The sequence below is a fragment of the Streptomyces sp. NRRL F-525 genome (assembly GCF_000716605.1).
Classification (GTDB): domain Bacteria; phylum Actinomycetota; class Actinomycetes; order Streptomycetales; family Streptomycetaceae; genus Streptomyces.
The window spans coordinates 25,454-42,523 of the sequence record NZ_JNXE01000048.1 but is presented as its reverse complement, the minus strand read 5'-3'; the positions used below and the strand labels follow the sequence as shown (position 1 = coordinate 42,523).

General features: G+C 70.0%; 18 protein-coding genes. 9 read left to right on the top strand and 9 right to left on the bottom strand.

Annotation, left to right across the window (positions count from 1 at the left end; translation table 11 throughout):
- Positions 1-29 precede the first annotated feature (29 nt).
- Both OO69_RS53655 and OO69_RS42925 read right to left on the bottom strand, forming a co-directional pair.
- The gene (locus tag OO69_RS53655; RefSeq protein WP_019060691.1) at positions 30-146 is read right to left on the bottom strand and encodes an SGM_5486 family transporter-associated protein; all 117 of its coding nucleotides are present in this window, start codon (positions 144-146) and stop codon (positions 30-32) included.
- Between the two features lie 48 nt (positions 147-194).
- Complete coding sequence (locus tag OO69_RS42925) at positions 195-1,508, bottom strand: CynX/NimT family MFS transporter (RefSeq protein ID WP_420707957.1); 1,314 nt, start codon at positions 1,506-1,508, stop codon at positions 195-197.
- Positions 1,509-1,590: 82 nt separating this feature from the next.
- On the opposite strand from OO69_RS42925, the gene OO69_RS42920 reads away from it, so the two are divergent.
- On the top strand, positions 1,591-2,286 hold the full coding sequence (locus tag OO69_RS42920; protein ID WP_033286413.1) for a FadR/GntR family transcriptional regulator: 696 nt from the start codon (positions 1,591-1,593) through the stop codon (positions 2,284-2,286).
- Here the strand turns inward: OO69_RS42920 and OO69_RS42915 are convergent.
- The 3 genes from OO69_RS42915 to fabG form a co-directional block, all read right to left on the bottom strand.
- The gene (locus OO69_RS42915) at positions 2,261-2,614 is read right to left on the bottom strand and encodes a hypothetical protein (protein WP_033286412.1); all 354 of its coding nucleotides are present in this window, start codon (positions 2,612-2,614) and stop codon (positions 2,261-2,263) included. The genes OO69_RS42920 and OO69_RS42915 overlap by 26 nt on opposite strands.
- 174 nt (positions 2,615-2,788) lie before the next feature.
- The gene (gene fabI, locus OO69_RS42910; protein ID WP_033286411.1) at positions 2,789-3,556 is read right to left on the bottom strand and encodes an enoyl-ACP reductase FabI; all 768 of its coding nucleotides are present in this window, start codon (positions 3,554-3,556) and stop codon (positions 2,789-2,791) included.
- A gap of 5 nt (positions 3,557-3,561) precedes the next feature.
- On the bottom strand, positions 3,562-4,266 hold the full coding sequence (gene fabG, locus OO69_RS42905; RefSeq protein WP_033286434.1) for a 3-oxoacyl-[acyl-carrier-protein] reductase: 705 nt from the start codon (positions 4,264-4,266) through the stop codon (positions 3,562-3,564).
- Between the two features lie 240 nt (positions 4,267-4,506).
- Between fabG and OO69_RS42900 the strand changes: the two genes are divergently transcribed.
- From OO69_RS42900 to tyrS, 3 genes are read left to right on the top strand one after another with little or no spacing between them, the layout of a single operon-like run.
- On the top strand, positions 4,507-6,030 hold the full coding sequence (locus OO69_RS42900) for a TldD/PmbA family protein (RefSeq protein ID WP_033286410.1): 1,524 nt from the start codon (positions 4,507-4,509) through the stop codon (positions 6,028-6,030).
- Positions 6,027-7,421 (top strand): TldD/PmbA family protein, encoded by a 1,395-nt coding sequence (locus tag OO69_RS42895; RefSeq protein WP_033286409.1) that lies wholly within the window; start codon positions 6,027-6,029, stop codon positions 7,419-7,421. The genes OO69_RS42900 and OO69_RS42895 overlap by 4 nt, the downstream gene beginning before the upstream one ends.
- Before the next feature lie 45 nt (positions 7,422-7,466).
- Entirely contained in the window at positions 7,467-8,735 is a 1,269-nt protein-coding gene (gene tyrS, locus OO69_RS42890) for a tyrosine--tRNA ligase (RefSeq protein WP_033286408.1), read from the top strand.
- Between the two features lie 88 nt (positions 8,736-8,823).
- On the opposite strand, the gene OO69_RS42885 is transcribed toward tyrS, so the two are convergent.
- Positions 8,824-9,102, bottom strand: a complete 279-nt coding sequence (locus OO69_RS42885; RefSeq protein WP_033286407.1) for a GlsB/YeaQ/YmgE family stress response membrane protein — start codon at positions 9,100-9,102, stop codon at positions 8,824-8,826.
- Positions 9,103-9,356: 254 nt separating this feature from the next.
- On the opposite strand from OO69_RS42885, the gene OO69_RS42880 reads away from it, so the two are divergent.
- The 3 genes from OO69_RS42880 (at position 9,357) to OO69_RS42870 (ending at position 10,493) form a co-directional block, all read left to right on the top strand.
- Positions 9,357-9,755 carry a DUF3099 domain-containing protein gene (locus OO69_RS42880; protein WP_033286406.1) on the top strand — a complete coding sequence of 133 codons (399 nt, stop codon included), beginning with the start codon at positions 9,357-9,359 and terminating at the stop codon, positions 9,753-9,755.
- Positions 9,756-10,012: 257 nt separating this feature from the next.
- Positions 10,013-10,243 (top strand): hypothetical protein, encoded by a 231-nt coding sequence (locus tag OO69_RS42875; protein WP_033286405.1) that lies wholly within the window; start codon positions 10,013-10,015, stop codon positions 10,241-10,243.
- Positions 10,244-10,253: 10 nt separating this feature from the next.
- Positions 10,254-10,493 (top strand): hypothetical protein, encoded by a 240-nt coding sequence (locus OO69_RS42870; RefSeq protein ID WP_033286404.1) that lies wholly within the window; start codon positions 10,254-10,256, stop codon positions 10,491-10,493.
- Between the two features lie 24 nt (positions 10,494-10,517).
- Here OO69_RS42870 and moaA read toward each other — a convergent pair whose 3' ends face one another.
- The 3 genes from moaA to OO69_RS42855 all read right to left on the bottom strand — a co-directional run bounded on the left by moaA (position 10,518) and on the right by OO69_RS42855 (position 13,661).
- On the bottom strand, positions 10,518-11,507 hold the full coding sequence (gene moaA, locus OO69_RS42865) for a GTP 3',8-cyclase MoaA (RefSeq protein ID WP_033286403.1): 990 nt from the start codon (positions 11,505-11,507) through the stop codon (positions 10,518-10,520).
- A 181-nt stretch (positions 11,508-11,688) separates the two neighbouring features.
- Entirely contained in the window at positions 11,689-13,308 is a 1,620-nt protein-coding gene (locus OO69_RS42860) for a cation acetate symporter (protein WP_033286402.1), read from the bottom strand.
- Complete coding sequence (locus OO69_RS42855; protein ID WP_033286401.1) at positions 13,305-13,661, bottom strand: DUF485 domain-containing protein; 357 nt, start codon at positions 13,659-13,661, stop codon at positions 13,305-13,307. The genes OO69_RS42860 and OO69_RS42855 overlap by 4 nt, the downstream gene beginning before the upstream one ends.
- 242 nt (positions 13,662-13,903) lie before the next feature.
- Here OO69_RS42855 and OO69_RS42850 point away from each other — a divergent pair, with 242 nt between their 5' ends.
- Positions 13,904-15,442: a S8 family serine peptidase gene (locus tag OO69_RS42850; protein ID WP_033286400.1), complete on the top strand. Its 1,539-nt coding sequence runs from the start codon at positions 13,904-13,906 to the stop codon at positions 15,440-15,442.
- A gap of 109 nt (positions 15,443-15,551) precedes the next feature.
- Positions 15,552-17,006: a CoA transferase gene (locus OO69_RS42845; protein ID WP_033286399.1), complete on the top strand. Its 1,455-nt coding sequence runs from the start codon at positions 15,552-15,554 to the stop codon at positions 17,004-17,006.
- The last annotated feature ends 64 nt before the right edge of the window (positions 17,007-17,070 follow it).

The window sequence follows — 17,070 nt, the reverse complement described above, 5'->3', positions numbered from 1 at the left end:
CCCGCGGAGGCACGTTCAGGGGCTCGCGGTCACGGCGACGCGATCGTCGCGATGATGGCGATCACGATGAAGATGGCGAAGAACGAGCCGAAGACGATGAGCATCTTCCGCTGGCCGTTCTGGGGGTTCGGATCGAGCACTGGCATACGGCAAGTCTCGCACCCGCCGGCCGTGCCGTGTCCGCCGGGTCCGGCTCAGCGGGCCGCCTCGTCCTCCACCGTGCGGTTGCGGCCCGCGAGGACGCCCACGGCCATCTGCGGGATCATCAGGCCGGCCATGAGGGCGATCGGCAGCCCCCAGCCGCCGCTGTGCTGGTAGAGCACGCCGACCAGGAGCGGCCCCGGGATGGAGATCAGATACCCGGTGCTCTGCGCGAAGGCCGACAACTGGGCGACGCCCGCACCGGTCCTGGCCCGCATCCCGACCATCGTCAGGGCCAGCGGGAAGGAGCAGTTGGCGATGCCGAGCAGGACCGCCCAGGCCCACGCGCCAGTGGCCGGCGCGAGGTACAGGCCCGCGTATCCGACCAGGCCACAGACACCGAGGGCGATCACGATCGGGCCCTGCCGGGGCAGCCGGGTGGCCAGCCGCGGAATGACGAAGGCCAGGGGCACGCCCATCACCATCGTGACGGCGAGGAGCAGTCCTGCGGTGCCCGCGGAGACCCCCGCGTCCCGGAAGATCTGCGCCATCCACCCCATCGTGATGTACGCGGCGGTGGCCTGGAGCCCGAAGAACACGGCGAGCGCCCACGCGGTACGGCTACGGGTGATCCGCAGCACCGGCTGAGCCTGCTCGGCGTCCCGCGCGCGGGAGGGCCGCTCCCCGGCCGCCTCCGGTCCGGAGGGCGCCTCCCGGTGTCGTACGAGAGCGATCCACGGCAGTACGGCCGCGGCGGCCAGCGCTGCCCACACGGCGAGGCCGGAGCGCCAACTGCCGCCCAGGGCATCGGTGATGGGCACGGTGACCGCGGCGGCGGACGCCGTGCCGAGGGCCAGGGCCATCGAGTAGAGGCCGGTCATGGAGCCGACCCGGTCGGGGAACCAGCGCTTGACGATCACCGGCATCAGGACGTTGCTGACCGCGATGCCCATGAGCGCGAGCGCGCTGCCGACCAGGAAGCCGGTCGTGCCGCCTATGTAGGGACGTACGAGCAGGCCCGCGGTGATGAGGACCATGCCCGCGCAGACCACCGCGGCCGGGCCGAAGCGGCGGGCGAGGCGCGGGGCCATGACGCCGAAGAGGGCGAAGCACAGCGGGGGTACGGAGGTGAGCAGTCCGGCGACGCTGCCGCTCATGCCGAGCCCGTCGCGGACCTCTTCGAGGAGGGCACCGAGGCTGGTGATGGCGGGGCGGAGGTTCAGCGCGGCGAGCACGATGCCGACGACGAACAAACGTTTGGTCCACGCGCGCGTGGGGGTGGCTCCGGTGGACTCCGGGGAGTCGGCCGGAGCGGAGTTGCTGACGTTCGTCGTGGACTTCAGTGTCCGGGTTTCCTCGCTTGCCATGCTGCCCATCATAGAATGATGGGATGATTGGTTGTCCATCCCCGGGTGGCCCGCTCCCGCCCCGCCCATGCGAAGGTGTGCCATGCCCCTGAGCCATCCCCGTCGTTCGGCGCTGTCCGAGCAGGTCATCGCCTCACTGCGGAACCAGATCACCTCGGGCGAGTGGCCGGTCGGCTCCCGGATCCCGACCGAGCCGGAGCTGGTCGAGCAGCTCGGGGTCGCCCGCAACACCGTCCGCGAGGCCGTCCGCGCCCTCGCGCACAACGGCCTGCTGGACATCCGCCAGGGCTCCGGCACGTACGTCGTGGCGACCAGCGAGCTGGCCGGCGTGATGCACCGCCGCTTCGCGGACGCCGACCCCCGGCACATCGCCGAACTGCGCTCCACGCTGGAGTCGTCGGCGGCGCAGCTGGCGGCCGAGCGGCGTACCGAGAAGGACCTCAAGCAGCTGGACGCCCTCCTCGTACGACGGGAGGAGGCCTGGGCATCGGGCGACACGGAGGCCTTCGTGACGGCCGACGCGACCCTGCACATGGCCGTGGTGGCGGCCTCCCACAACGACGTCATGACGGCGATGTACGCCGACCTGGGCGAGGTGCTGCGGGAGTGGCTGCGCGCGGACGTCGGCGAGGCGCTGACTCCGGAGACGTACATGGACCACACGCGGCTGGTGGACGCGATCCGCGCGGGTGACGCGCAGGCGGCCGCCAAGGAAGCCGCGGGCTATCCGTTCGTGTGCCGCCCGGGGAGGCTCAGCTCGCCCGCTTCTGGTGGCTGACCCACACCGCGCGGACGTCCTCCCAGCAGCGTCCGGTGAGCCGTACGGTCTGCGCCGGGCCGGCGTCGGTCGCGATGCCGTCGCTGTCGATGTCCCACCAGCGGTCGCACTCGATGTGCAGGCTGACACGGTCGGTCCGGGGGTACGGGTTGTGGCAGTACGCGATCACGTGCGAGCCGTGGACGGCGGTGCGGCAGTCGGCGCCGAACAGCTGGGGTGCGGCCAGTTTTCGTACCTCCACGCGTGCGTGGGGCATCGCCTCGTACGCCAGGGAGATGACGAGCGCTACGGCGACGGTCACTGAGGCCAGGCTGCGGGACAGGCGCACAAGGGAAACCTCCTCGGCGGTGCTGGGGAGGGAATCGCGTGGTGAACGCGTAATCCAGGGTGCGCGGTTGTGCCCTGCCCCCGCCCGGCCGGAGGGGCCGAACGGGTGACGCCCCGCTCCCCGCGCGGTGCGGGAAACGGGGCGTCGACGCCGTAGGAGAGGCCGACCGGGAGGTCAGGCTCCGATGGCGTGCAGGCCGCCGTCCACGTGGACGATCTCGCCGGTGGTCTTCGGGAACCAGTCGCTCAGGAGGGCGACGATGGCCTTGCCGGCCGGCTCCGGGTCGTTCAGGTCCCACTCCAGGGGGGAGCGGTTGTCCCACACGGAGGCCAGCTCGCTGAAGCCCGGGATGGACTTGGCGGCCATCGAGCCGAGCGGGCCCGCGGAGACGAGGTTGCAGCGGATGTTCTGCTTGCCCAGGTCGCGGGCGAGGTAGCGGCTGGTGGCCTCCAGGGCGGCCTTCGCCGGGCCCATCCAGTCGTACTGCGGCCACGCGAAGGACGCGTCGAAGGTGAGGCCGACGACCGAGCCGCCGTTCTGCATCAGCGGCAGGCAGGCCATGGTCAGCGACTTCAGGGAGAACGCCGAGACGTGCATCGCCGTGGCGACGGACTCGAACGGCGTGTTCAGGAAGTTGCCGCCGAGCGCGTCCGCGGGCGCGAACCCGATGGAGTGCACGACACCGTCGAGGCCGCCCAGCTCCTCACCGACGACGTCGGCGACACGCGCGAGGTGCTCGCTGTTCGTCACGTCGAGCTCGATGACCTTGGTGGGCTTGGGGAGCTTCTTGGCGATGCGCTCGGTCAGCGTGGGCCGCGGGAACGCGGTCAGGATGATCTCGGCGCCCTGCTCCTGGGCCTGCTTGGCGGCGTGGAAGGCGATGGAGGACTCCAGCAGCACACCGGAGATCAGGACGCGCTTGCCCTCGAGAATTCCGCTCATGGTGATCAGTGACCCATTCCCAGTCCGCCGTCTACGGGGATGACGGCTCCAGTGATGTACGAGGCGTCGTCCGAGGCGAGGAACCGCACCGTCGCGGCGACCTCCTCGGGCTGCGCGTAACGGCCGAGCGGCACCTGCTTGACGATGCCCTCACGCTGCTCGTCGGTGAGCACCTTGGTCATGTCGGTGTCGACGAAGCCGGGCGCGACGACGTTGAAGGTGATGTTGCGCGAGCCCAGTTCACGGGCGAGGGAGCGCGCGAAGCCGACCAGGGCGGCCTTGGAGGCGGCGTAGTTCGCCTGGCCGGGGCCGCCCATCAGGCCGACGACCGACGAGATCAGGATGACGCGGCCCTTCTTGGCGCGCAGCATGGCGCGGTTGGCGCGCTTGACGACGCGGAAGGTGCCGGTGAGGTTCGTGTCGATGACCGAGGTGAAGTCCTCCTCGGACATACGCATCAGGAGCTGGTCCTTGGTGACGCCGGCGTTGGCGATCAGGACCTCGACCGGGCCGTGCGTGGCCTCGATCTCCTTGTAGGCCTGCTCCACCTGCTCGGTGTCGGTGATGTCGCACTTCACGGCCAGGAAGCCGGCCGGCGGCTCTCCCGAGCGGTACGTGATGGCGACCTTGTCGCCGGCGTCGGCGAACGCACGGGCGATGGCGAGGCCGATGCCCCGGTTGCCTCCGGTGACGAGAACCGAGCGGCTCAACGGATCACCCTTTCGATAGCGGTCCTGCACGCCTGCCCGGTACACCTGGTTGACAGGCGGCTTTATCGAAAACCTATCGGTCCGCCCCGTCCGGCGGACAATCGGGCACCGACAGTGGCTCAGGGGGCTCGCTGTCGGGTCCCTACAGAAAGGGCCGACGCGGCGCGGAAACGTGTGGTCCCCGCACCCGCTCGCGCGACATGATCGGACCCGACAGGCCACGACAGCAGGGAGACCTCCGTGCCCCATTCCATCGACGAAGCCTTCACGGCACTTCCGCTACGCGCCCTGGCCGACGCCGCGCTGGCACGCGCGCGTGCGCTCGGCGCCGAGCACGCGGACTTCCGGTTCGAGCGGGTGCGCAGCGCGTCCTGGCGGCTGCGGGACGCCCGCCCGGCCGGTACGTCGGACACCACCGACCTCGGGTACGCGGTGCGGGTCGTGCACGGCGGCACCTGGGGGTTCGCGTCCGGCGTGGACCTGAGCCTGGACGCCGCCGCCAAGGTCGCCTCGCAGGCGGTGGCGATGGCGAAGCTCTCCGCCCAGGTGATCAAGGCGGCCGGGTCGGACGAGCGCGTCGAGCTGGCCGCCGAGCCCGTGCACGAGGAGCGGACGTGGATCTCGTCGTACGAGATCGATCCCTTCTCGGTGCCCGACGAGGAGAAGGCGGGGCTGCTGGCGGACTGGAGCGCCCGGCTGCTCGCGGCGGACGGTGTCAACCACGTGGACGCGTCGCTGCTCACCGTGCACGAGAACAAGTTCTACGCCGACACCGCCGGGACGGTGACCACACAGCAACGGGTCCGGCTGCACCCGCAGTTGAACGCCGTGTCGGTCGACGAGTCGAGCGGTGAGTTCGACTCCATGCGCACGATCGCGCCGCCCGTGGGCCGCGGCTGGGAGTACCTCACGGGCACCGGCTGGGACTGGGACGAGGAACTGGCGCGGATCCCCGAGCTGCTCGCCGAGAAGATGCGGGCGCCGAGCGTCGAGGCGGGCCTGTACGACCTCGTCGTAGACCCGTCCAACCTCTGGCTGACGATCCACGAGTCCATCGGCCACGCCACCGAACTGGACCGCGCGCTCGGCTACGAGGCCGCCTACGCCGGCACCTCCTTCGCCACCTTCGACAAGCTCAACAAGCTCAAGTACGGCTCCGAGCGGATGAACGTCACCGGCGACCGCACCGCCGAGCACGGCCTCGCGACCATCGGCTACGACGACGAGGGCGTCGAGGGCCAGTCCTGGGACCTCGTCAAGGACGGCACCCTGGTCGGCTACCAACTCGACCGGCGCATCGCCAAGTTGACCGGCTTCGAGCGCTCGAACGGCTGCGCGTACGCCGACTCCCCCGGCCATGTGCCGGTGCAGCGCATGGCCAACGTGTCGCTCCAGCCCGACCCGGCGGGGCTGTCCACGGAGGATCTGATCGGCGGGGTCGACCGCGGGATCTACGTGGTCGGCGACCGGTCGTGGTCGATCGACATGCAGCGCTACAACTTCCAGTTCACCGGGCAGCGGTTCTTCAAGATCGAGAACGGGCGGATCACCGGACAGCTGCGGGACGTCGCGTACCAGGCGACGACCACCGACTTCTGGGGGTCCATGGCGGCCGTCGGCGGTCCGCAGACGTACGTCCTGGGCGGCGCCTTCAACTGCGGCAAGGCCCAGCCGGGCCAGGTCGCCTCGGTCTCGCACGGCTGCCCGTCGGCCCTCTTCACGGGCGTCAACATCCTCAACACCACGCAGGAGGCCGGTCGATGAGTCCTCGTACGAACAAGCCGCACGAGATCGTCGAGCGCGCCCTCGAACTGTCGCGGGCCGACGGCTGTGTCGTCATCGCCGACGAGCAGTCGACCGCCAACCTCCGCTGGGCGGGCAACGCGCTGACCACGAACGGCGTCACGCGCGGGCGCACGCTCACCGTCATCGCGACCGTCGACGGCAAGGAGGGCACGGCCTCGGGGGTCGTGTCCCGGTCGGCCGTCACCCCGGAGGAGCTGGAGCCGCTGGTGCGGGCCGCCGAGGCCGCCGCGCGCGGTGCCGCGCCCGCCGAGGACGCACAGCCGCTGGTCACCGGCGTACCGCAGTCGCCCGACTTCACGGACGGGCCCGCCGAGACCTCGTCCTCCGTGTTCACCGACTTCGCGCCGGCGCTCGGCGAATCGTTCGCACGCGCGCGTGCGGGCGGTCGCGAGCTGTACGGCTTCGCCAACCACGAGCTGGTCACCAGCTACCTGGGTACGTCGACGGGCCTGCGCCTGCGCCACGACCAGCCCAACGGCACGCTGGAGCTGAACGCCAAGTCCCCGGACCGTACGCGCTCGGCGTGGGCCGGCCGCTCGACCCGGGACTTCAAGGACGTCGACCCGGCCGCGCTGGACGCCGAGTTGGCCGTACGGCTGGGCTGGGCGGAGCGGAAGATCCAGCTGCCCGCGGGCCGGTACGAGACGCTGCTGCCGCCGACCGCGGTCGCGGACCTGCTGATCTACCAGATGTGGTCGGCGTCGGGCCGGGACGCGGTCGAGGGCCGCACGGTGTTCTCCAAGCCCGGCGGCGGTACGCGCGTGGGCGAGCGGCTCACCGAGCTGCCGCTGACGCTGCGCAGCGACCCGAACGAACCGGGCCTGGAATCCGCCCCGTTCGTGCTCGCGCACACCTCCGGGGGCGACCAGTCGGTGTTCGACAACGGGCTGCCGCTGACCGCCACCGACTGGGTGCGCGAGGGCGAGCTGCAGCACCTGCTGACCAGTCGGCACAGCGCGGGTCTGACCGGGCTGCCGGTGGCGCCGTCGATCGACAACCTGATCCTGAGCGGGGGCGAGGACCGCTCCCTGGAGGAGATGGTCGCGAACACCGAGCGCGGGCTGCTGCTGACCTGCCTCTGGTACATCCGCGAGGTCGACCCGGCGACGCTGCTGCTCACCGGGCTGACCCGGGACGGCGTCTACCTCGTGGAGAACGGCGAGGTGGCGGGCGAGGTGAACAACTTCCGGTTCAACGAGTCGCCGGTGGATCTGCTGAGGCGGGCCACCGAGGCGGGGCGGACGGAAAAGACGCTGCCGAGGGAATGGAGCGACTGGTTCACTAGGGCTGCGATGCCCGCGCTGCGGGTGCCCGACTTCAATATGAGCTCTGTCAGTCAGGGCGTATAACCTCGTACCTGATCCACGAGACCATCCCAAGGAGATACGAGAACCGTGACGGACATCGTCGACGAGCTGAAGTGGCGGGGCCTGTTCGCCCTGTCCACCGACGAAGATGCTTTGCGCAAGGCGCTCGCGGACGGTCCCGTCACGTTCTATTGCGGCTTCGACCCGACGGCGCCGTCGCTCCACCTGGGTCACCTGGTGCAGGTGCTCACCGTCCGCCGGCTCCAGCAGGCAGGACACCGGCCGCTGGCGCTGGTCGGCGGGGCCACGGGCCAGATCGGCGACCCGCGCCCGACGGCGGAGCGCACGCTGAACGACCCGGAGACGGTCGCCGGCTGGGTCCAGAAGCTGCGCCGCCAGATCGAGCCGTTCCTGTCCTTCGAGGGCGAGAACGCCGCGGTCATGGTCAACAACCTCGACTGGACGGCGAACCTCTCCGCGATCGAGTTCCTCCGGGACATCGGCAAGCACTTCCGCGTCAACAAGATGCTGGCGAAGGACTCGGTCGCCAAGCGTCTGGACTCCGACCAGGGCATCAGCTACACGGAGTTCAGCTACCAGATCCTCCAGGGCATGGACTTCCTCCAGCTCTACCGGAGGTACGGCTGCACGCTCCAGCAGGGCGGCAGCGACCAGTGGGGCAACCTCACGGCGGGCCTGGACCTGATCCACCGCCTGGAGCCGGACGCCACGGTGCACGCCTACGGCACACCGCTGATGACCAAGGCCGACGGCACGAAGTTCAGCAAGTCCGAGGGCACCGCCATCTGGCTCGACCCGGAGATGACCACGCCGTACGCGTTCTACCAGTTCTGGCTGAACACGGACGACCGGGACATCTCCACCTACGCGCGCATGCTGTCCTTCAAGTCCCGCGAGGAACTTGAGGAGTTGGAGAAGCAGACCGAGGAGCGCCCCCAGGCCCGTGCCGCCCAGCGCGCGCTGGCCGAGGAGCTGACGACGCTGGTGCACGGCGCCGAGCAGACGGCCGCGGTGACCGCCGCGTCCAAGGCCCTCTTCGGGCAGGGTGAGTTGGCGGAGCTCGACGAGAAGACACTGGCCGCGTCGCTCTCCGAGGTGCCGCACGTCCAAGTTGCCGAACTCGGTCCCGTCGTCGACCTGTTCGCCGAGGTCGGCCTCGTAGCGAGCAAGTCCGCCGCGCGGCGGACCGTGAAGGAGGGCGGGGCGTACGTGAACAACGTGAAGGTCGCCGCCGAGGATGCCGTGCCGGCGAAGGAAGATCTGCTGCACGGGCGGTGGCTGGTGCTGCGGCGGGGCAAGAAGAACCTTGCCGCGGTTGAGGTGACTGGAGCGTAAGCGCCGCAGGGGGCGCGGGTGGTGCGCGGTCTGCCGGCTCGCTGTGGCTGGTCGCGCAGTTCCCCGCGCCCCTGACGGGGCGCTGCAGTCAGGCTCGTTGTTTGTTCTTGCCGATTGTTGCCATGTACGCCATGTCGACCACGAAGACGATGATGATCGCGGCGACGAGCTGGAACGCGTGGCGGCTCCAGTCGATGCCGCTGGTCGCGTCGACGCCGGCCGCCCGTGCGATCGCGTTGCCGACGATGGCGCCGAGAATGCCGCAGATGGTGGTCAGCCAGAGCGGACTGTGCTGCTTGCCCGGGATGATCGCCTTCGCGATCAGTCCCAGCACGAATCCCACGATGATCGCCCACAACCAGCCCATGGCTGCCTCCTTGTACGGCTCGACGTCGGACGTGAGCATTACGCCAAGTGTGGGTGTGGTCGCCGTACGGCGCATGTCGGGTACGGCCATACGCGCTACGGCGCAGTTCGTTCGCCCAGGCCGGAGGTCCCCCGGTCTCGAAGGCGACGGAGGCGCGGCGTAACGTAGGACGTGTCGGGGCCCGGTTCCCGGATCGGGTGCTGACCGGGGCTGCGGGCCGGGGAGAGTCCGATGCGGGCGGATGGTGGAATGTGATGCGGAAGCTGCACGGCGAAGGCAACGCCCAGGTGTTCCGGATCACCGGAGCCCGGACGGGACTCGCGGAGGACATCCGCGGCCGCCAGCGCCGGTACGTCATCTCGATGTCGATCCGTACGGTGTCGGTGATCCTCGCCTGCGCGCTGTGGAACGTCGAACGGCACGTCGCGATCGTCGCGTTGGTGCTCGGTGTGCTGCTCCCCTACGTCGCCGTCGTGATCGCGAACGCCGGGCGGGAGAACGCGCCGGGGCTTCCGTCCACGTTCGTCACCGCGCCGCTGCGGCCGATGATCGCGCCGCCGAGGGCCGACGGGACGTTCGCGGAACCCGTCCCGGAAGAGGTCGCGCCCGAGCCGGCACCCCGCGTGGGAGGCGAACGGCACGACCGGTCGTGACCATGGCGAACGCGCCAGAACCGGACGTCGGCTCCGCACCAAGCTCAAGAAAAGCTCAGATCAATCATGTTGTTCCGGTGCCGGGCGAGCGGTCACCCGTGACATACTTCGTACGCGCTCCGCATCCCCCGTCGGAGCGACGGACCGACGCCGGGCAGCTCCCCCCGTGGCTGCTCGGCGTCGCCATTTGAGGCCCCCGGCAGCACCCTCCGGAACCGGCCCCGCACCTCTCCGCCGGTCAAGCCAGGAGGGTTCGCATGCTCGCCGTCTGGCAAAATGTCAGGTTTGCCACCGCCCTGACGGTCCTGGTCCCGCTGGCGTTCGTCTGCCTCATCCTGCTGGTCCTCGGGCCGGCCGTGCTGGTGCTGCCCCCGTCGCGTCACGCGAGCGCGTTCCGGGCGATGGGGATCCTCCGGCAGGTCGTCGAGGTGGTTGGTGTCCGGCCGCCGGGTGACCGCGGGGAACGGCTGACGCGCGGGCTCGGTTAGGGTCGGGCGCGTGATTCTGAACGCCGCCGGCTCCGATCCCGCCTCCCCGATCTGCTCCGCCAAGGGGTGCCGTGCCGCTGCCGTGTGGGTGCTGGCCTGGAACAACCCGAAACTGCACACACCGGAGCGGCGCAAGACCTGGCTCGCGTGCGAGGAGCACCGCGAGCACCTGTCCCAATTCCTCGGCGTACGGGGCTTCTTGAAGGACGTCGTCAGCTTCGAGGACTGGGAAGAACCCGAGACCCCGTAGGGCCCCTTCGCCTACGACGGCTGCTCAGCCGCCGATCGCCGACATCGGCCGGTCCGGCTGGAGGAACGACGGGTCGTCCAGGCCCGAGCCCGCCTTCTTGCCCCACATCGCCTGGCGCCAGATGCGGGCGATCTCCTCGTCCGGGGCGTCGGAGCGCAGGGCACTGCGGAGGCTGGTCTCCTCGCGGGCGAACAGGCAGTTGCGTATCTGTCCGTCGGCGGTGAGGCGGGTGCGGTCGCAGGCCGCGCAGAACGGGCGGGTGACCGACGCGATGACGCCGACGCGGTGCGGGCCGCCGTCCACGGTCCAGCGCTCGGCCGGGGCCGAGCCGCGCTCGCCGGAGCCTTCAGGGGTCAGCTCGAAGCGGGTGCGGAGGGAGGTGAGGATGTCGCCCGCCGTGACCATGCCCTCGCGTGTCCAGCCGTGCTGGGCGTCCAGGGGCATCTGCTCGATGAAGCGCAGTTCGTAGTCGTGCTCCACGGCCCAGGCCAGCAGGTCCGGGGCCTCGTCGGCGTTGAGCCCGGGCATCAGCACCGAGTTGATCTTCACCGGGGTCAGGCCCGCGTCGTGGGCGGCTTCCAGGCCCGCGAGGACGTCCTTGAGGCGGTCGCGGCGGGTGAGGGTCTTGAAGACGTCGGGGCGCAGGGTGTCCAAGGAGACGTTGACCCGGTCCAGGCCCGCCTTCTTCAGGGCGGCCGCCGTGCGCTTGAGGCCGATGCCGTTGGTGGTCAGGGACATCTGGGGGCGGGGCTCCAGGGCCGCGACCCGCTCGACGATGCCGACCAGGCCGGGGCGGAGCAGGGGCTCGCCTCCGGTGAAGCGGACCTCCTCGATGCCGAGTGAGGTGACCGCGATGTCTATCAGGCGGACGATCTCGTCGTCCGTGAGGAGGTCGGGCTTCGCCAGCCACTGCAGGCCCTCCTCGGGCATGCAGTACGTACACCGGAGATTGCACCGGTCGGTCAGCGAAACCCGCAGGTCGGTGGCTACTCGGCCATAGGTGTCGATGAGCACGTGTGCCCCCTCCCTCGTTTCGGATCGCATGTTTTCCGACACCTGCGAGCCTACGCGACACCTCTGACAACGAGAGCGGCCCGATCCCACAGGTACGGCACGGCCGCGTCGTAGGGATCTACGACGCGGCCGTCGACGTGGGGGGACCGAGTGTGGGGACTCGGTGGGACCGGGAGGAGGCTCAGTGGGCTCCGGTGCCGGTCAGGGACCGTACCTCCAGCTCCGCGAACTTGCCGGTGTCCGGCTCCTCCTTGGAGAGGATCGTGCCGAGCCAGCCCAGCAGGAAGCCGACGGGGATGGAGATGATGCCGGGGTTCTCCAGCGGGAACCAGTGGAAGTCGACGTGGGGGAACATCGACGTCTCCTTGCCGGAGACGACCGGCGAGAACAGGACCAGGCCGACCGCCGCGACCAGTCCGCCGTAGATCGACCACAGGGCGCCCTGGGTGGTGAAGCGCTTCCAGAAGAGGCTGTAGAGGATCGTCGGGAGGTTGGCGGAGGCGGCGACCGCGAAGGCGAGGGCGACCAGGCCGGCGACGTTCAGGTCGCGGGCGAGGGCGCCGAGGAGGATGGAGACCGCGCCGATGCCGACCGTGGCGTACCGGGCGGCGGCCATCTCTTGCTTCTCCGTGGCCTGGCCGCGCTTGATGACGTTCGCGTAGATGTCGTGGGCGAACGAGGAGGACGAGGCCAGGGTCAGGCCGGCGACGACCGCGAGGATCGTGGCGAAGGCGACCGCCGAGATCGTGGCCAGGAGGATGGCGCCCCAGTTGGAGTCGACTCCGCCCAGATGCAGCGCCAGGAGAGGGGCGGCCGTGTTGCCCGCCTTGTTCGAGGCGATGATCTCGTCGGGTTTGATCAGCGCCGCGGCGCCGAAACCGAGGGCCAGGGTCATCAGGTAGAAGGCGCCGATCAGGCCGATCGCCCAGATGACCGACTTACGGGCGGCCTTGGCGGTGGGCACCGTGTAGAAGCGGATCAGGATGTGCGGCAGGCCCGCGGTGCCGAGGACCAGGGCGAGGCCCAGGGAGATGAAGTCCAGCTTGGTCGTGCCGGTGGCGCCGTACTTGAGGCCGGGGTTCAGGAAGGCGGAACCCTTGCCGCTGTTGGAGGCGGCCTTGCCGAGCAGGTCGGAGACGTTGAAGTTGAACTTCAGCAGCACCAGGAAGGTCAGCAGCAGGGCGCCGGCGATGAGCAGGCAGGCCTTGACCATCTGGACCCAGGTGGTGCCCTTCATGCCGCCGATGGTGACGTACACGATCATCAGGACGCCGACCAGGGCGACGATGCCGATCTTGCCCGCGTCGGTGGTGATGCCGAGGAGCAGCGAGACCAGGACGCCCGCACCGGCCATCTGGGCCAGCAGGTAGAAGATCGACACCACGATGGTGGAGGTGCCGGCCGCGGTGCGGACCGGGCGCTGGCGCATGCGGTACGCGAGGACGTCGCCCATGGTGTAGCGGCCCGAGTTGCGCAGCGGTTCGGCCACCAGGAGCAGGGCGACCAGCCAGGCGACCAGGAAGCCGATGGAGTACAGGAAGCCGTCGTACCCGAAGAGGGCGATCGCGCCCGCGATGCCGAGGAAGGACGCGGCGGACATGTAGTCGCCGGAGACGGCGAGGCCGTTCTGGAAGGCGGTGAACTGGCGGCCGCCCGCGTAGAAGTCGGCGGCGCTCTTGGTCTGGCGGCCCGCCCATACGGTGATGACGAGCGTGGCGGCGACGAAGATCGCGAACAGGGTGATGATCAGCGGCCGGTGCTGGCTCGCCTCGCCTGCGGCCAGGGTGATCGCGGGGCTCATGCGCCGCCCTCCATCCGGGACTTGATGGCTGCCGCCTTGGGGTCGAGCTTCGCGGCGGAGTACCGCGCGTACCACCAGGCGATGAGGAACGTGGTGAGGAACTGGGCGAGGCCCAGGACCAGCGCGACGTTGATGTTGCCGACGACCTTGGTGTCCATGAAGTCGTCCGCGTAGTTGCACAGCAGCACGTACAGCAGGTACCAGACGATGAAGGCGACGGTCACCGGGAAGGCGAAGGAGCGGTGGGCGCGGCGCAGTTCGGCGAACTCCGCGCTCTCCTGGACCTGTTCGAACTCCTCGGTACTGGGGAGTTGGTGTTCGGCTTTCGAGGGGGGTGGTGTCTCGGTGGCCACGGTGTCTCCTCGCGTTACGGACCTGCGGGTTCTGGTCTGGCTCGGCGCTTCCTGTCCAAGGGCACGGCGCCGCGCGTCGACCGGTTCAACTCCTTTGACTTCTTTCGGTAGTCGTCTTTGGGAAATCATTGCTGGCCAGGTGCCGCGGGAGATAACTTCAGGTCTGCACCACTCGTCATGTACCTGCCCGAGCGCGCCACCACGTCTCGGGCCGTTTCATTTCCGGATGATGTGGAGATCCCATGGCTCATCTGCGCCCCAGACACCGGCTCGCCCTCGCCGTACCGGTCGTCCTGTCGCTGACCGCCTCGCTCGGTTTCCTCCCGTCGGCGGCCTCGGCGCTCCCGATCACGGAGACCGGGACCACGGCACAGGCCGCCGACGCACCGAATCTTGCGTATGTGGTCAACACCCGGTTGGACCACCGGACGATCAACTCGGTCAAGAAGGCGATCAATGCGGCCGGCGGCACCATCGTGGTGACGTACGAGAAGATCGGTGTGATCGTCGTGCACTCGGCGAACCCCGACTTCGGCGCGCGGATCCGTGCGGTGCGCGGTGTGCAGTCGGCCGGTGCCACGCGTACCGCGCCGCTGAGCCTCGCCTCGACGACCGACGAGGGCGCGGTGCAGTACCTCTCCAAGGACCAGGCCGCGAAGACGGCCAAGGCCTCCGCGGCAGCCGGTGACAGCGAGCCCCTCGAGGCCGACCAGTGGGACCTGCCCGCGATCGGCGCCGACAAGGCCGCGAAGATCAACCCGGGCAGCAAGAGCGTGACGGTCGCCGTCATCGACGTCGGCGTGGACGACACCCACCCGGACATCGCCCCGAACTTCTCCGCCTCGCAGTCGGCCAACTGCGTGGGCGGCAAGGCGGACACCACGTACGGCTCCTGGCGTCCCGTGGACTCCGCCCACTACCACGGCACGCATGTCGCGGGTGAGATCGCCGCCGCCCGCAACGGCATCGGTGTGGCAGGTGTCGCACCGGGTGTGAAGGTCGCCGGGATCACGGTGGCCGAGCCGGACTCGACGCAGCTGTTCTACCCGGAGAGCGTGGTCTGCGCGTTCGCGTTCGCCGCGGACCACGGCGTGGAGATCACCAACAACAGCTACTACGTTGATCCTTGGCTGTACAACTGCATGGACGACCCCGATCAACGTGCCATTGTTGACGCGGTCAACAGGGCCCAGCTGTACGCCCAGAGCAAGGGCACGCTCAATGTCGCGGCGGCCGGCAACTCCAACGACGACCTCGACTCCGACGCCCTCGTCGACGACTCCAGCCCCGACGACTCGACCGCGACGACCCGCACGGTCGACCCGCACGAGTGCTTCGACGTACCGACCCAGCTGCCGGGTGTCGTCACGGTGAGCTCGGTCGGCGTCAAGAAGGCCAAGTCGTACTTCTCCAGCTACGGCAAGGGCGTCATCGACGTGGCGGCGCCCGGCGGGGACGCCCTCCAGATCCCGGACACCCCGTCGAAGAACGGCCGCATCCTCTCCACGCTGCCGAACAACTCGTACGGCTACCTCCAGGGCACCTCGATGGCGACCCCGCACGTCGCCGCCGTGGCCGCGCTGCTCAAGTCGACGCACCCGCACGCCAGTCCGGCCCAGCTGCAGGCGCTGCTGAAGGCCGAGGCGGACAACCCGGGCTGCCCGACCGAGCCCTACGACACCAACGGCGACGGTGTCGTGGACGCGACCTGCGTGGGCGGCAAGCGGGTCAACGGCTTCTACGGGTTCGGCATCGTCAACGCGCTGCGGGCGGTGAAGTAGCCGACACCGCACCTGTTTCACGGGCCGGGCGGATCTCTCCGCCCGGCCCGTTCATGTCTGCATGGCAGCTCTTTCAGTATTGATTGAATCAATACTGCATAGTGAAATCATGACTGACATCAAGATGGCATGGGCTGCTCTGGGCGGCGATCCCGCCCTGGTCTCGCGCATCTCGACCGCCGCGCGCCCAGGGGCGCTCGAAGCGCGGCTTCCCGTACGGGAGTTGGCGCGGGCCTGTGTGGGAGCGTGCGCACTGGCCGCCGCAGAGCTGGGGGCGCGGCGGGCCGGGCTCGCGGAGGTACCCGGGGTGCGGGTGGACGACGGGGCCGTCGCGACGGCGTTCGTCAGTGAGCGCCATCTGTTGATCGACGGGCGGGCGCCGGTCAGCTTCGCGCCGCTCTCACGGTTCTGGCGGACGGCTGACGGCTGGGTCCGCACCCACGCGAACTATCCGCACCACCGGGCACGACTCCTGGACACGTTGAAGCTACCGGAGGGCGCGTCGGTGGAGGACGTGGCCGCGGTGCTCGCCGAGCGGTCCGCTCTGGAGGTCGAGGACACGGTGTACGGCGCCGGGGGCCTCGCGATCGCACTCCGGACGGCGGAGGAGTGGGCCGCGCACGCACAGGGGGTCGCGGTGGCCCGGCGACCACTCGTCGAGCGCGAACGACTAGACACGGCACGCGCGCGTGCGCTCCCGCCGCTCGACGGCGACCCGTTGCTGCCCGCCGCCGGGCTGCGCGTACTCGACCTGACCCGGGTCATCGCGGGCCCGATCGCCACGCGGACGCTCGCGCTGCTGGGCGCGGACGTGCTGCGCGTTGACGCCCCGCAGTTGCCCGAGGACCCGGACGCGCACGCGGACACCGGTTTCGGCAAGCGGTCGACCCGGCTGGACCTCGGCCTGGCGGCCGACCGGCGGACCTTCGAGGAGCTGCTCGCGCGGGCGGACGTGGTCGTCACCGGGTACCGGCCAGGCGCCCTGGATCGGTTCGGGCTCGCCCCCGAGGCCCTGGCCGACCGTCGGCCCGGGCTGATCGTGGCTCAGCTGTCGGCGTGGGGTGCGTACGGGCCCTGGGGTGACCGGCGGGGGTTCGACAGCCTGGTGCAGGTCGCCACGGGCATCGCGGCGATCGAGGGGTCACCGGGGCAGCCCGGGGCGCTGCCCGCGCAGGCCCTCGATCACGGGACCGGGTACCTGCTGGCGGGGGCGGTGCTGCGGGCGGTGACGGAACAGGCGGAGCAGGGTCACGGAATCGCCCTGCGGTTGGCGCTTGCGGGGACTGCGGCGTGGTTGATGGCGGACGGGGGTGAGTGGGTAGGGGTGGCTGCCAGCGGGGCGGCGAACGGGAGCGAGCACGGCCGGGTTGCGCACGCGCCTGGCGGAACCGCACACGAGAAACGCGGGACGGCGTACAACCGGCCCGACGCCTGGCTCGTCGAGACGGACAGCCGTATCGGGCGGCTACGGCATGCTCTGTCGCCGGTGTCGTTCGTCGGTGGGCCCTCGAACTGGGCGCGGCCGCCGGGGTGTTGGGGTACGGACCCGGCTCGTTGGGCTTGATGCGGAGGTCGGGCGGAAACGTACCTATGAGCGGAATGCCGTTCCGCCGGTCGTTTTGTTGCAC